This window comes from Pseudomonas veronii, assembly GCF_001439695.1.
Taxonomy (GTDB): Bacteria; Pseudomonadota; Gammaproteobacteria; order Pseudomonadales; family Pseudomonadaceae; genus Aquipseudomonas; species Aquipseudomonas veronii.
In genome coordinates this window covers 188,653-202,012 of the sequence record NZ_JYLL01000004.1, presented here as the reverse complement: position 1 = coordinate 202,012, position 13,360 = coordinate 188,653, and the positions used below count along the sequence as shown (strand labels likewise).

The following is a 13,360-nucleotide window of genomic DNA, read 5'->3' as shown; positions in this document are numbered from 1 at the left end:
ATCCTACGGAACAATATCAGGCTTGTATGTATCCCCTTTATAACGCGGGCAGGCGCACATGCTTGAATCAAGTCCGGCGCAGGCCTACCCTGCACACGGAAAATTCACCCTCTGAGTCAGGAAGACCTTACATGTGGGATGGCAACGTTACCTTTGGTGATTCATGGGCCGGCTACATTGGCCGCGCGGATCAGAACACTGCCCACTCCCATGTTGCCATTCAGCTGTGCATCGGCGTACACCAGCCCGTCACCCTGGAGTTGCCAGGCCAGTCGATCCGCGCGGCCGGCGTGATCATTGGGCCCAATGTCGAGCACCGTGCCGTGCCCGACATTCATCCGGTGGCCTTTGTCTACGTCAACCCGGATACCCCGTTGGGGCGTGCGCTCAACGCGTTGCTGCAAGACAATGGCATCGCCCTGGCCAGTGACGAACTGCTCGAGTGCTTTCGCCACTCCAGCTCCCTGTCTCAGTTTGTGGAAGCGCTGGGGCGCTTGCTGGCGATTACGTCGCCCATCGACCAACGCCTCTACAAGGCCTTGAACATTCTGCGCCTGGACCGCGACGGTCCGGGCTCCGTCAGCCGCGCCGCGAGTGCGGTCGGCCTGTCCAGCCCGCGCTTGCGCTATGTCGCCACGCACCAGATGGGCGTGTCGCTGTCCCAATGGATCATCTGGAACAAACTCGAGCGCGCGTCCAAATCCCTCGCTGACGGTTCCACCTTGTCGGATGCCGCCGCCGACGGCGGCTTTTCCGACCAGGCGCACTTGGCCCGCATCATGCGCCGCATGATTGGCATGACGCCCCGCACCGCTGCCAGGGTTTTGCGAAAGACAAGCGTTTCGTTCAAGACGCATTGATATCAAAAAGCCAATATCGATCGCATCTTATTCGCGAAAACGATAAGCGCTGATTGCCGGCCTCACACAGCACCTCAGCGCTACCGACAGTGAATGCAAGAGTGTTCGCCAGGGGTATCCGTGCCCGGGATTTGGCGGAACGCACCGTTAATTCTTTCGATGAGTCCGCAGGAAGCGTCCTACATGTCAGAACAGCAAAAATTAACCGTCCTTCTCACGGGTGGCTCAGGCGTACTCGGTGAATCACTGATCGACTGCCTGGCAGAGGACTTTGACCTGGTATGCCTGGCGCGTAAAAGCCGCATTCGCCACCCGCGCGTGGAGGTGCTCAAGGGCGATATATGCAGCCCGCGACTGGGGCTGGACGTCGGCGCTTATGAAGCGCTGCTCAAGCGTGTCGATTGGGTGATCCACGCCGCAGCGGTGACCCGCATGGATGGCGATATCGACCAGATCTTTTCGGTGAACTACCTCGGCACCGAAAACGTCGTGAACTTTGTCCAGCAAGCCAACGTGCCGCTTTACCACATCAGCACCGCCTTCACCCATCCGTGCGACTACTACGAAGGCGTGCAAGCAGAAACGCCTTACGAAGTCGCCAAGCGCCAGGCTGAAACGCTGGTGCGCTCGGCAGGTATCGATGTTTCGATCTTTCGTCCCTCCATCATCATCGGCGACTCGGACAGCGGGCACATGCCCAACTTCCAGGGGTTTCATATGACCATGGGGCTGATGATGTCCGGCGTGCTGCCTATCGTGCCCTGCCCGCCTGCCGGGTATATCGACTTGATCGCCCGTGACGTGGCGGCGCGGGCGATTGCCAACGCGTTGCGCCAGCGCTTGATCGGCGCAGACTACTTTCTCACCAGTGGCCCGCAGGCGCTTGATCTCAACGGCCTGTTGGACCTGATGTGCCAATCCATGGAAGCCCAGGCCCAAGCCTTCACCCGGCCGCGCTGCATGGCGCCGGATATTTATGAGCGGCTGATCCGCCCAGTGTTCCTCCCGGCACTGACCGGCAATATCCAGGCCGCGCTGGGCCGCGCCAACCAGCTGTGTCGCTATGCCTGCCTGCGTACACCGCTGCCCACGTCACTCCCTGAGTTGCTCGGCGAACCGGCGTTCAGCGCACGGGATGTCAGCCGTGAGTTACTGCTCTCGCTCAACCACTTGGCGCCCAAGCTGGGCGCGTTGACGCGCATGCTCAAGCAGCCGATGCCAACCGTCGCACAGGCGTCAGTCGCATGAACCCGCTTCTTACCGAACCCGCAGCCGACGCCGCACAGGTCGACCAGTACTTCCGCCAGCACGTGAATTCAGGGTACGCGCGCCTTGCGTCGTTGATGAATTTGCCGATCGAACAGTCCAGCCATGGCGTTTATATCTACGACAGCCAAGGCCGCAAGTACCTGGACGCCGGCGGCTATGGCGTATTTTTCCTCGGCCACGGCCACCCGGTGGTGGTGGCGGCCGTCACCCGGCAGCTGCAGCAAAACGCCCTGGCCAGCAAGCTGTTGCTCAACCCGCAACAGGCTTTCGCCGCGCAAGCCCTGGCTGCGCATTGCCCTGGCAACCTGGACTATGTGTTCTTTTGCAACTCAGGTGCCGAGGCCACCGAAGCCGGCCTGAAACTAGCCCGGCTCAACGGCTGCCGCCGCACGCTGTCGACCCTCGGCGGCTTCCACGGCAAGACCCTCGGCGCACTCGCCGTCACCGGCCGCGAAAGCTACCGCGAGCCGTTCAGCGGCTTGCTCAGTGAAAGCACGTTCGTCCCCTTCGGCGACAGCGCCGCGCTGGAACAGCAATTGCGCGCTTCGCCGGACAAGGCCTGTGTGATTCTCGAACCGATCCAGGCCGAAGCGGGTGTGATCCTCGCGCCGCCAGGCTACCTGACACGTGTCCGCGCACTGTGCGACCAGTACGGCGCCGTGCTGATCATCGACGAAATCCAGTCCGGCATGGGCCGTACCGGCCATTGGTGGGCATGCGACCAGGAACAGGTGGTGCCCGACATCATGCTGGTGGGCAAAAGCCTGTCCGGTGGCTGCGTGCCGGTCAGTGCCATGGTCGCCAGCGCGGCGATTTACGCGCCGTTCAACCGCAACCCCACGGTGCATACCTCGACCTTCGGCGCCAACCCGCTGGCCATGGCGGCCGTACAGGCCACATTGCAAGTGATGGTGCAGGAAGACCTCGTGGAACGTGCCCGGCTGATGGGCCAGGACCTGCACGCCCGCTTCAGCGCGCTGTTGCAGCAGAGGGGACTGGCCGAGCGCGTCAAGTTGCGCAGTGCCGGCTTGTTGCTGGGCTTTGAATTCAGCGACGCCTCGGTCGCCGCGAACATGGTCATGGCCCTGATCGAACAGCAAATCATTGTGTGCCACTCGCTCAATGACCACCGGGTCGTCAGGCTCACGCCTTCCCCGCTGCTGACAGCCCAGGATTGCAATCGGTTGATCGAGGGGTTCGCCCACGCGCTGACCACCTCAATACCATCCCTTTGATTGGAGTTTCCCCCATGCAAGAAGTCAACGTACTGGCCCATATCCCCAGTGCCTGCGCTGATGAAGTCTTTGCCGTGATCAGCGACTTCAGCAACTACGTCGAGCTGTGCGAGTCGGTGCGCAATATCACGATCAATAAGGTCAGCGACCAGGTGTCGTTCACCTCCTGGGAAGTCAATTTCCACAGCGGCATTCTCAAGTGGCAGGAGCGTGACACGTTCAATACCCAGACCCGGGAAATCCACTTCGAGCAAATGAGCGGCGATGTCGATCACTTCTCCGGCACCTGGCAAGTACTGCCGGACGGCAAAGACGCGGTCATCACCTTCGCCTCGCGCTTTGACCTGGGCCTGCCGATGCTCGCCGACATGCTCGACCCCGTGGCCCACAAAGCCATCCGCGACAACATTCACTCGATCATCACCGGTCTGTTCCCGGCGAGTTACTTGAAGGCCTGAACCATGTCCCTTTCACTGTTGAATCGCTCGCGTGCCTTGCTGCACAGCTACGCCCCAGGTTTTGACGAACGCCTGGCGAGCATCGCATTCGCCGAACGCGAAGCGCCGCCTAGCGAAGTCATCGCCCTGTTCAAGCAACAAGGGCCGGTCGGCCTGTTGGTCAACCGTGCCGCGGGCGGGTTGGGCGCGGGCATCCTTGATGCTGTGCATGTGCAGATCGCCCTGGGCGCACGTTCACCCTCGCTGGCGGTGGCCAGCACCATGCATCAGTTTTCCGTGGCGAGCCTGTTGGCCCTCACCCAGAACGGCGGCGGCGCCGAAGGTTTGTTGTTGGCGGCGGTCGCACAAAAGCGCTTGCTGCTGTCCTCGGGGTTTGCCGAAGGCAACTCGGGCGCCGGCATTCTCGATTCGAACATGCAGGCGCTGCAAACCCCTGAAGGTGTATTGCTCAGTGGCAGCAAAAAGCCCTGCTGCCTGGGGCAGTCGATGGACTTGCTCACCGCCAGCTACACCCGCCAGACCGCCGAGGGCGAAGAGCTGATGGTCGCACTGATTCCGGCGAATGCACCGGGCATCACGCGGTCGCCGTTCTGGCAGAACAGCGCACTGGCCGCCGCCGAAAGCATCGAGGTGCGCCTCAACGAAGTCTTCGTGCCCGAACGCATGTTGTTTTCCGCCGGCTACAAACACCTGTTGGGCGACGTGCAAACCGTCGGTTTCATCTGGTTCGAGCTGTTGATTTGCGCGTCCTACGTGGGGGTCTGCGCCGGTTTGGTCGAGTCTGTGATCGAGGCCGGGCGCTGGACGCCCCATCACCGCGTGGAGCTGGCGGCTCAGCTGCAACTGGCGATCAGTGCGCTGGAAGGCGCGGCGCTGGATATCGAACGCAACCCGCAGGACCTGCCGAACGTGCTGGCCCGCCTGCTGCTGGTGCGCTACGGCATCGAACAACTGCTCACCGAACTTTCGGACCAGGCCCACGCCATGCTCGGTGGGATGGCGTTTATCACCAGCAACCAGAGTTCGAACTGGCTGATGGCTTGCCGTGGCCTGCAGTTTCACCCGCCGGCGAAGATCTCGATGGCGAGCAACCTCGACACCTACTTGTCCCACTCAACCTTCAGCATCGCCGGAGCGCACCCATGAACCTGCTCGGAAAAATCGTCGTGATCACCGGAACCGCGCGCGGCCTCGGTTACGCGGCGGCCTGCACATTGAAAAAACAGGGCGCCACCGTGATCGGCCTGGACATTCTTGCGCCACAAGAGCCCGGGTTGCTGGATGGGTTTTATCAAGTCGACCTGTGTGACCGAACGGCGCTGGCGCAGGTGATTGGCGCCATCAGCACCGACTTCGGCGACATCGATATCCTGGTGAATAACGCCGGCACCCTGACCCTGGAACGCGGTGAAACCGGCGTCACCGACGCAGTCACCCGCGCGGTGGATGTGAACCTGTTCGCGCCATGGCAATTGGTGGCCGGGTTCCTGCCGGGGTTGCTGCGCAAGCGCGGCAAAGTGGTCAACGTGTCGTCGCTGTTTGCCCTGGTGAACGCGCCTTATGTAGCCGCATACGCTGCCAGCAAACGCGCGCTGAGTGCTTATTCGGACGTGCTGCGCATGCAATATCGCGGGCAGCTCGACGTGGTCACCGTGTACCCGGGCTTTATCGACACCGCCATTCACTTGCCCGCCCAGCGCGTGGGTTTGTCGGTCAAGCGCCTGGTGACGTTCATGTGGGGTGACAGGACCCTGCTGTCTCTCGAAGAGAAACTCGATGCCGCCGCCGATGGCCTGGTTCGCGCCTGCCAAAAAGACGGCCTGCGCAACCGCGGGCTGACCTTTATGGGCACGCTGGCCATGTACACCGCGCGTATCGCACCAAGTGTGGTCGACGCCTTTATCGCCCTGCGCCTGCGCACGCTGACCCGCGGCGGGCACCTCGCGCTCAAACCTGAACTGATCGAGTAACGCGTTGCCAATGGCCAGACAACTCCACAGCAAGCCTCAGGTCCGCCTCGATCGCGCCTTGTTCAAGGCCCGGTCGGGTGAGTCCCTGTTGATCATCGGTTACGCCTTGTGCCTCTTCCTGCTGCCCCTCGCGCTGTTTGTGTGGGTGGCGAACACGGCCGCCACCCTGTGGGTGTTGCTGTGCTCGCCCCTTTGGGTGCTGGCCGGGTACGGGTGGTTTCTGCAAGCGATCCTCGGGCATGAAGGTTTCCACTTCAACCTGAGCAGCAGGCCTATGCACAGTTGCTACCTGGGCATTTTCACCAGTTCGTTGCTGCCTGGATTCTGCGTGACCGGTTACTTCGTCGACCATTGGCAACACCATCGCTACAGCAACAGCGAACAGGACCCGGACTATCGGCACTTCTCGCGTTATCGGAGCCTGTTTAGCCGCCTTGCGCTGTCACGGTTGATGGCCACCTCGAACTATCTGCAGGCGACGTTGCGCCTGGCTTTCGGCCCGCCGGTCAGCCCATCGCCCTTGCCTTCGCCTTTGAGCGCAGCCCAGGTGCGACGACTGGCGCGCTGCAATATCGCGTGCCAGGTCGGCTGGTTGAGTGTCTACGCGGTCGCCCTGTGGCAGATCGACGGGCTGCTGCTTGGGTTTGCCTTGAGCCTGGCGGTTGCGTTCCTGCTCTCGGCAGTCAATGCCTATCAGGAACATGCCTTCAGCGAGGGCCATGACCAGCCCCCTGCCCGCTCGCGTACCTCGCGCCTGAGCACCTGGCTGCACGCCGGCGCGAACTTTCACCTGGAACATCACTTTTATCCAGCGGTGCCGTGCTGGCGCCTGCCCAAGGTCCATCGCCAACTGCTGGACGCGGGGTGGTATGCAGACCGGCAATACCTGCTGGAAACACGCTTCATACCGTCCTTCAAGTACGCCTCCGGTCGCCATCCTTACCGGGGCGAGACGCTGAACGACTGAACGGTCCCCTTACTTTCCCCATGGATTTTGGCCTGAACCATCAGGCCGCAGGAGCTGCTATGCCTTTTGATATCGACCGCCACATTGAAACCGAGCGCGCCCAGTTATTCGGCCACCCGCTTTTCGCCAATATCCGCACCGTTGAAGATGTACGCACACTGATGGAATTTCATGTGTTTGCCGTATGGGACTTCATGACCCTGCTCAAGCGCATCCAGCGCGACCTCACCTGTGTGGAGTTGCCGTGGGTACCGCCAACGCATATCACGGCGGCGCGCTTGATCAATGAAATCGTGGTCGGCGAAGAAACCGACGAACACCCCGACGGCGGCTTTATCAGCCACCTGGACCTGTACCTGACCGCCATGGATGAAATCGGCGCCGACAGCTCGGTATTCCGCCGCTTCCTCGCGGCCATCCAGGCCAAGGAACCGCTGGCCAAGGCCCTCAGCGACCGCGATATCCCATTGGCGGCCAAAGTGTTCATGTGCCAGACGCTCGATGTGGCGCAACACGGCACCACCGAAGCGGTGTTGGCGTACTTCTTCTTTGGCCGTGAAGACATCATCCCCGACATGTTCGGACGCCTGCTGTCGCAATGGTCGGTCAGCGAAACCGAGGTGCCGATGCTCACCTATTACTTGAAGCGCCACATCGAAATGGATGGCGACGATCACGGCCCGGCGGCTAAACGCATCATCGCTGAAATCGTCACCACCCCTGTGCAACACCAGCACATGGTCGAAAGCGCCAAGACCGCGATCAAATCGCGCATCGATTTGTGGGATGGCGTGCATCACTTCCTGCAGCACAAAGCGCAACACGCCACGGACCGCCCTGAGTGCCTAAGCCTCGCATGACCACAGGGAGCAGGACATGACCAAAGGTAAATTGATAAAACTGACACTGTGCGGCGTTGTGGTCGGTGGGTTACTGCTGCTCGGCTGGCAGCGTTGGCAGTATTCCAACGCTTACGTGAGTACCGATAACGCCGAGCTCGATGGCGTGATCATTCCGGTGCGCGCCAAGCTCTCGGGCGTGGTGATGAGCGTGCCGGTGACAGACAACCTCACGGTGCAAAGCGGTGATCTGCTGTTTCAGATCCGCGACAGCGAATATCAATACCAGGTCGAGCAGCGTGAGGCGCAATGGCAGGCGTTGCTTGCCGCCGCAGGGCGCGGCGGCGGTCCGGGTGCGTTGGACAGCCAGGTCCTCGGCGCGGTCGCAATGCGCCAGGCGGCGCAAGCGGCGCTGGCACAATCCAGCGCCAATCTGGAGCAGGCGCGCAACGACTACGGGCGCGCCCGCCGCCTGGGCGCCCAAGGTGTGTTGAGCACCCAGGATCTCGAGGTGGCCAAGGCGCGTTTCGACGCCCTGAGCCACGCCCAGGAAGTGGCACGCGGCAATGCCCAGGCTGCCGCGCAAAGCACCTTGGCCAACAAAGCCGAACTGAAAGTGCAGGACTACCGGATCGCGGCGGCGCAAGCCGAACTGGAACAGGCCCGGATCAAGCTGCACGACACTCGTCAGACCGCGCCGGTGCGCAGCATCGTCTCGAAAAAAGAAGTCGAGCCGGGCCAATTCGTGGTCGCCGGGCAGAAGCTATTGAGCCTGATTGCCACCGACCCGCTGTGGATTACCGCCAACTTCAAGGAAACCCAGGTCGGGCGCGTGCGGGTCGGCCAGCTGGCCAAGGTCACTGTGGATGCGTTTCCCGGGCAGGCTTTCGACGGGGTGGTCGAGAGCCTCGCACCGGCTACCGGCGCAAAGTTTTCACTGCTGCCCCAAGAGAACGCCACCGGCAATTTCACCAAGGTGGTGCAACGCGTGCAGGTCAGGATTGCCCTCAAAGACGTGCCGGATGACTACAAAGCCTTGTTGAGCCCCGGCATGAGCGCCTTCGTCGAAGTCGCCACGCAACAGCACGGCAGCCACACGTTATGAAGTCGCCGTATCTGATTGCGCTGACCGTGACGCTGGTGTCGATGATGGAGCTGCTCGACGTGACCATCGTCAACGTGGCGATTCCCAGCCTGATGGGCACCTACGGGGCGTCGGTCGATGAAATCTCCTGGGTGTCCACCGGCTACGTGGTGGCCAACGTAGTGATCCTGCCGGTCAGCGGCTGGCTGTCGGCCTGGTTCGGGCGGCGCACTTATTACCTGGTCTCCACCGCGGTGTTCGTGCTGGCATCCGTGGGCTGCGCCTTTTCCGCCGAACTCTGGCAACTGGTGGCGTTCCGCGTACTGCAAGGCTTGGCGGGCGGCGGGTTGCTGGGGATTTCCCAGGCAATCATTTACGACGTATTCCCCAAGGAGAAGGTCAGCAGCGGCATGGCGTTGTACGGCGTTGGCGTGATGATGGGGCCGACGTTGGGCCCCACCGTCGGCGGCTATCTGATCGACACCTTGTCCTGGCACTGGATATTCCTGATCAATCTGCCCATCGGTGCCGTGGCCCTGCTGCTGTGCTGGCTGTGCATCGGCGATTCCGCCAATGAAAGCAAACCCAGCAGCGTCGACTACAGCGGCTTCTGCCTGCTGGCTCTGGGCGTCGGCAGCCTGCAGATCCTGCTGGAGCGCGGCGAGCATTGGGACTGGATGGAATCGAACTGGACGGTTGCCTGCCTGTTGCTCAGCAGCTTCAGCCTGGTGGGGTTCTTCTGGTGGGAACGGCGCGCGACCAACCCGATCGTCAATGTGGCGTTGTTTCAGAACCGCGAGTTTTTGATGGGCTGCATCTGCGCGTTTTGCGTGGGCTTCGGGCTGTACAGCACGTTATTCATGGTGCCGCTGTTTTTGCAGACGTTGCTGGCACAGAGCGCGTACCAGAGCGGGCTGGTGATTTTCCCCGGAGCGGTGGCCAGTGCCATCAGCACCTTGGTGATCGGCAAGCTGTCCCAGGAAAACAAGATCGACGAGCGCGTGTTCGTAACCTTGGGCATCGTCATGTACTGCTACGCGATGTTCCTGCACACCCAGTTCACCCTCGACAGCAACCCGGACACGCTCTATTGGCCCCTGGTGATTCGCGGCCTGGGCCTGGGCATGATCTTCGTACCGCTGACCAACCTGGCCATGCGCCGTCTGCCGCTGACGTTGATCTCGGGCGCCTCGGGCGTGCTCAACCTGATGCGCCAGTTGGGCGGCAGCGTCGGCATCGCCATTGCCGCGACCCTGCTCACGCGGTTTTCGTGGGAGCGCTATCGCCTGCTGTCCGAGCATGTGACCGAGTCCAGCCTGGTTGCCAGCGGCTGGGGCGGCGTGGAATCCAACCCGCTGTTTCTGTCCCTGAACCTTGCAAGCCATCAACAAGCCTTGGCCCTGATGCCTTACCTGCAAGCGCGTGAACAAGCGCAAATGCTGGCGTTCAGCATGCTGTTCGGCACATTGGGCGCGGTCATGGCCATCGGCATTCCCATGGTGCTGATGATGCGCAGAAGCACCCTCAGCCGATAACTTCTCCAGTGGAGCACATCCCCTTGCGTATTCCAGGGCTGCATCTCGACCCGATCACACTGCTCACTTTCCTGTGCGGCCTCAGCCTCGCCTGCTGCCCGGCCAATGCGGCGGCGGAAGACTTGTACCAGCTGTACCAGAAGGCGCTGACCCACGACATGAAGTTCGCCGCCGCACAGGCGCAACAATTGGCCACCGCGGAAAAAGAACCGCAAAGCCGTGCCAACCTGTTACCGGACCTGTCGGTCACCGGCGGCGCGGCGTGGGTCGATGCCGAGGATTCGTCCGACTACCATCGCAACCGCAATAACACCAACGCCTATGCCGTGGTTCTCACCCAACCGCTGTTGCGCTGGCAGAGTGTGGTTGCCCACGACCAAAGCAAACTGATGATCAGCGCCAGCGAGGTGCAGACCGAACAGGCGCGCCAAGACCTGATGCTGCGTGTCGCCCGCGCCTACTTCGACGTACTGCTTAACCAGGAACTGCTGAACACCCGCACGCAACAGTTGCAAACCCTGCAGGAGAGCCAGGACCGCACCCGGCGTTTGTTGGCCGACGGCGCCAGCACCCACAACGCGCTCGAACAGGTTCAGGCCAAATACGACCAGGCCTTCGCCGAGCAAATCGCCGCACGCGGCGCGCTGGATATCGCCACCGAAGCCCTCACCCAATTGACCGCCGCCCAGGCGCGCCCATGGTCGGGCAAGGAGCCACCATTCAGCGCTCCGGTGCCCGCCGCGATCGGCGCCTGGGCCACCACCGCGCAACAAGGCAACCTCGCCGTGCAGCGGGCGCAGATTGCCCAGCGCCTGGCCGAAATGGACATCGACAAGGAACAAGCCGGCCACTTGCCGACCCTTGACCTGATCGCCGCCCATGGTCGTTTTGCCTCGGTCGGCGGCGATGTGTACGACGTCACCCTGCCGGAGAATCGTTATAACCAGACGGTGGTCGGGGTCAAACTGAGCGTGCCACTGTATGGCGGCGGCCGTACCAGCAGCCGCGTGCGCGAAGCCCATGCGTTGCAGAGCAAAGCCCTGGATGAACTCGAAGATGCGCGCCGCAGCGCCGGGCTGATGGCCCGCCAGGCCTACCTGCAAGTGACCAGCGGCATGAGCCAATACCAGGCGCTCAAGCAGGCGCTGAAATCCAGCCAGGTCAACCTCACGTCGGTGACCCACGGCTTCGAGGCCGGTGCGCGCATCAACACGGAGGTGCTGGACGCACAGCAGAAAGTCACGGACACCCAGCAACGTTTGGCCCAGCAACGCTACGCGATTCTGCTCGCGCAGCTCAACCTGCTGGCGTCGACGGGGAACCTGAACGATGCGCGTCTGCGTGAGGTCAGTCGCCTGCTCGATTGAACCCGGTGCGCGCCCCATTCAGCCCATGTACCTGAGCCATTGAATTCAGGGTTCGATAATCGAACGGGTTCCCACTTCTGCCGTTCAAGTTCACTGCGTGAATGCGGATAGCACGATCACTATTACTTAAGTGGTCTGCGGAGTATGCCCATGTTTGCCCATCTGAAAATTCGCACCGGGATGATCGGGGTGCTGCTGCTGTTCGTTATTGCACTGTTGTTCTCTACCCTGAACGGCTGGCGGTCGGCGGTACGCAGTCACGAGCACATTGACGAGTTGGGGCGTACCTCGCGACAAATCGACGGCATCAACAACGCATTGCTGCTGGCAATCCGTACCAGCGCCAACGTGTCCTCGGCGTTCATCGAGACCGTCGGCGGGCGTTTCGACGACGCGGAAGCCCGGCTGGTGCGCAGTGAGGCGATCTGGAGTGACGCCATCGCCAAGGTCAATGCCTCGACCACAGACTTGCGTGACCCGCAGTTGAAGGCCCTCGCCGAAGATCTCAAGCGTGCGTTCGCCGTATACGGCACGGCCATCGTCGGACAACGCGCCGCCACGCGCGCGCGATCCGCCGAAGAGTATTTTCAAGTCAACATCGATGCCGGCAACAGCATGACCAAGCTTCAGGAGATTCGCGTGAAGCTGGTCGGCGCGTTGGATGCCCGTGCCCAGGAGATCAACACGGAGGCGGCTGCGCGGCTGCAGACTTCGCAAACCCTGGCCATTGCCTTGATCCTGCTGACCCTGGCACTCGCTGTCGTCTGCTGGGTATTCATCTCGGGCACCGTCCTGCGCCCATTGCGCGCGGCCGGCGAGCACTTCAAGCGTATTGCCGGGGGCGATCTGACCCGCGAAGTCGTCTCGCCTGGCCGCAACGAAATTGGCGAGTTGTTCCTTGAACTGCAACGCATGCAGGCCAGTCAGCGTGAAACACTGATCCAGATCGCTGACTCAGCCACGCAGTTGGCCTCAGCCGCTGAAGAACTCAACGCCGTCACCGAAGAAAGCAACCGTGGCCTCCAGCAGCAGGACATGCAGCTGGAACAGGCCGCGACCGCGGTGAACCAGATGACCAGTGCGGTCGAAGAAGTGGCGCGCAACGCGGTGTCGACTTCGCAAGCGGCCACCGCCTCCAATACGCTGTCGGAAAAGAGCCGTCAGCAGGTACGCGAAAACATCAGCGGTACGCAATCGATGACCGCCGAAATTCACGGCAGCGCCGAGCGTATCCAGCACCTCGCCAATGAAGTGCGCAACATCGGCAAGGTGCTCGACGTGATCCGGGCCGTCTCGGAGCAGACCAACCTGCTGGCCCTCAACGCGGCGATCGAAGCGGCCCGGGCCGGTGAAGCCGGTCGGGGGTTTGCCGTCGTGGCCGACGAGGTACGCACCCTCGCCTACCGCACCCAGGAATCGACCCGCGAGATCGAACAGATGATTGCCAGCGTGCAGAGCACTGCTGAACACGCGGTGGATTCGATGCGCAGCAGCACGGCGCGGGCGCAAGGCACGCTGGAAATCACCCAGGCGTCGGGGGTGGTGCTGGAGGATATCTTCGCGGCCATCGGCCAGATCAACGAGCGCAATCTGGTGATTGCCAGTGCTGCCGAAGAACAGGCCCAGGTTGCCCGTGAGGTCGACAGCAACCTGTTGGCGATCCGCGACCTGTCGGCGCAATCCGCGGCGGGCGCCTTACAGACCAACGCAGCGAGCCATGCGCTGTCACGCTTGGCTGCGGAGCTGAGCGGGCTGGTGGGACGCTTTCGGACTTGA

12 protein-coding genes are annotated in these 13,360 nt (G+C 62.0%); all 12 read left to right on the top strand.

The genetic code is table 11. The features are described 5' to 3' along the window. The first annotated feature begins 131 nt into the window (after nucleotides 1–131). Nucleotides 132–860 (top strand): helix-turn-helix domain-containing protein, encoded by a 729-nt coding sequence (locus tag TU80_RS07055; protein WP_017849079.1) that lies wholly within the window; start codon nucleotides 132–134, stop codon nucleotides 858–860. A 183-nt stretch (nucleotides 861–1,043) separates the two neighbouring features. Continuing rightward, nucleotides 1,044–2,108 (top strand): SDR family oxidoreductase, encoded by a 1,065-nt coding sequence (locus TU80_RS07050; protein WP_017849078.1) that lies wholly within the window; start codon nucleotides 1,044–1,046, stop codon nucleotides 2,106–2,108. Then, a complete protein-coding gene (locus TU80_RS07045; protein ID WP_017849077.1) occupies nucleotides 2,105–3,364 on the top strand; it encodes an aspartate aminotransferase family protein in 1,260 nt (419 codons plus the stop codon). Before TU80_RS07050 ends, TU80_RS07045 begins: the two co-directional genes overlap by 4 nt. Before the next feature lie 14 nt (nucleotides 3,365–3,378). After that, nucleotides 3,379–3,822, top strand: a complete 444-nt coding sequence (locus TU80_RS07040; protein ID WP_046383430.1) for a type II toxin-antitoxin system RatA family toxin — start codon at nucleotides 3,379–3,381, stop codon at nucleotides 3,820–3,822. 3 nt (nucleotides 3,823–3,825) lie between these two features. Beyond that, on the top strand, nucleotides 3,826–4,968 hold the full coding sequence (locus TU80_RS07035) for an acyl-CoA dehydrogenase family protein (protein ID WP_034113710.1): 1,143 nt from the start codon (nucleotides 3,826–3,828) through the stop codon (nucleotides 4,966–4,968). Next, on the top strand, nucleotides 4,965–5,792 hold the full coding sequence (locus tag TU80_RS07030) for an SDR family NAD(P)-dependent oxidoreductase (protein WP_017849074.1): 828 nt from the start codon (nucleotides 4,965–4,967) through the stop codon (nucleotides 5,790–5,792). The genes TU80_RS07035 and TU80_RS07030 overlap by 4 nt, the downstream gene beginning before the upstream one ends. A gap of 10 nt (nucleotides 5,793–5,802) precedes the next feature. Next, complete coding sequence (locus TU80_RS07025; protein WP_057004116.1) at nucleotides 5,803–6,759, top strand: fatty acid desaturase; 957 nt, start codon at nucleotides 5,803–5,805, stop codon at nucleotides 6,757–6,759. 59 nt (nucleotides 6,760–6,818) lie between these two features. Further along, nucleotides 6,819–7,619: a DUF3050 domain-containing protein gene (locus tag TU80_RS07020; RefSeq protein WP_017849072.1), complete on the top strand. Its 801-nt coding sequence runs from the start codon at nucleotides 6,819–6,821 to the stop codon at nucleotides 7,617–7,619. 16 nt (nucleotides 7,620–7,635) lie between these two features. Beyond that, complete coding sequence (locus TU80_RS07015; protein ID WP_046489549.1) at nucleotides 7,636–8,703, top strand: HlyD family secretion protein; 1,068 nt, start codon at nucleotides 7,636–7,638, stop codon at nucleotides 8,701–8,703. After that, nucleotides 8,700–10,217: a DHA2 family efflux MFS transporter permease subunit gene (locus TU80_RS07010; protein ID WP_046489551.1), complete on the top strand. Its 1,518-nt coding sequence runs from the start codon at nucleotides 8,700–8,702 to the stop codon at nucleotides 10,215–10,217. Before TU80_RS07015 ends, TU80_RS07010 begins: the two co-directional genes overlap by 4 nt. Before the next feature lie 23 nt (nucleotides 10,218–10,240). Further along, nucleotides 10,241–11,584, top strand: coding sequence for a TolC family outer membrane protein (locus tag TU80_RS07005; RefSeq protein ID WP_057004115.1), 1,344 nt, complete (start codon nucleotides 10,241–10,243; stop codon nucleotides 11,582–11,584). A 150-nt stretch (nucleotides 11,585–11,734) separates the two neighbouring features. Next, nucleotides 11,735–13,360 (top strand): methyl-accepting chemotaxis protein, encoded by a 1,626-nt coding sequence (locus TU80_RS07000; protein WP_057004114.1) that lies wholly within the window; start codon nucleotides 11,735–11,737, stop codon nucleotides 13,358–13,360.

What these genes read in the sequence shown, in the direction of transcription:
- TU80_RS07030 (WP_017849074.1), top strand. Translation starts at nt 4,965, where the DNA reads ATGAACCTGCTCGGAAAAATCGTCGTGATCACCGGAACCGCGCGCGGC.
- TU80_RS07015 (WP_046489549.1), top strand. Translation starts at nt 7,636, where the DNA reads ATGACCAAAGGTAAATTGATAAAACTGACACTGTGCGGCGTTGTGGTC.
- TU80_RS07000 (WP_057004114.1), top strand. Translation starts at nt 11,735, where the DNA reads ATGTTTGCCCATCTGAAAATTCGCACCGGGATGATCGGGGTGCTGCTG.
- TU80_RS07040 (WP_046383430.1), top strand. Translation starts at nt 3,379, where the DNA reads ATGCAAGAAGTCAACGTACTGGCCCATATCCCCAGTGCCTGCGCTGAT.
- TU80_RS07020 (WP_017849072.1), top strand. Translation starts at nt 6,819, where the DNA reads ATGCCTTTTGATATCGACCGCCACATTGAAACCGAGCGCGCCCAGTTA.
- TU80_RS07050 (WP_017849078.1), top strand. Translation starts at nt 1,044, where the DNA reads ATGTCAGAACAGCAAAAATTAACCGTCCTTCTCACGGGTGGCTCAGGC.
- TU80_RS07025 (WP_057004116.1), top strand. Translation starts at nt 5,803, where the DNA reads ATGGCCAGACAACTCCACAGCAAGCCTCAGGTCCGCCTCGATCGCGCC.
- TU80_RS07035 (WP_034113710.1), top strand. Translation starts at nt 3,826, where the DNA reads ATGTCCCTTTCACTGTTGAATCGCTCGCGTGCCTTGCTGCACAGCTAC.
- TU80_RS07055 (WP_017849079.1), top strand. Translation starts at nt 132, where the DNA reads ATGTGGGATGGCAACGTTACCTTTGGTGATTCATGGGCCGGCTACATT.
- TU80_RS07045 (WP_017849077.1), top strand. Translation starts at nt 2,105, where the DNA reads ATGAACCCGCTTCTTACCGAACCCGCAGCCGACGCCGCACAGGTCGAC.
- TU80_RS07010 (WP_046489551.1), top strand. Translation starts at nt 8,700, where the DNA reads ATGAAGTCGCCGTATCTGATTGCGCTGACCGTGACGCTGGTGTCGATG.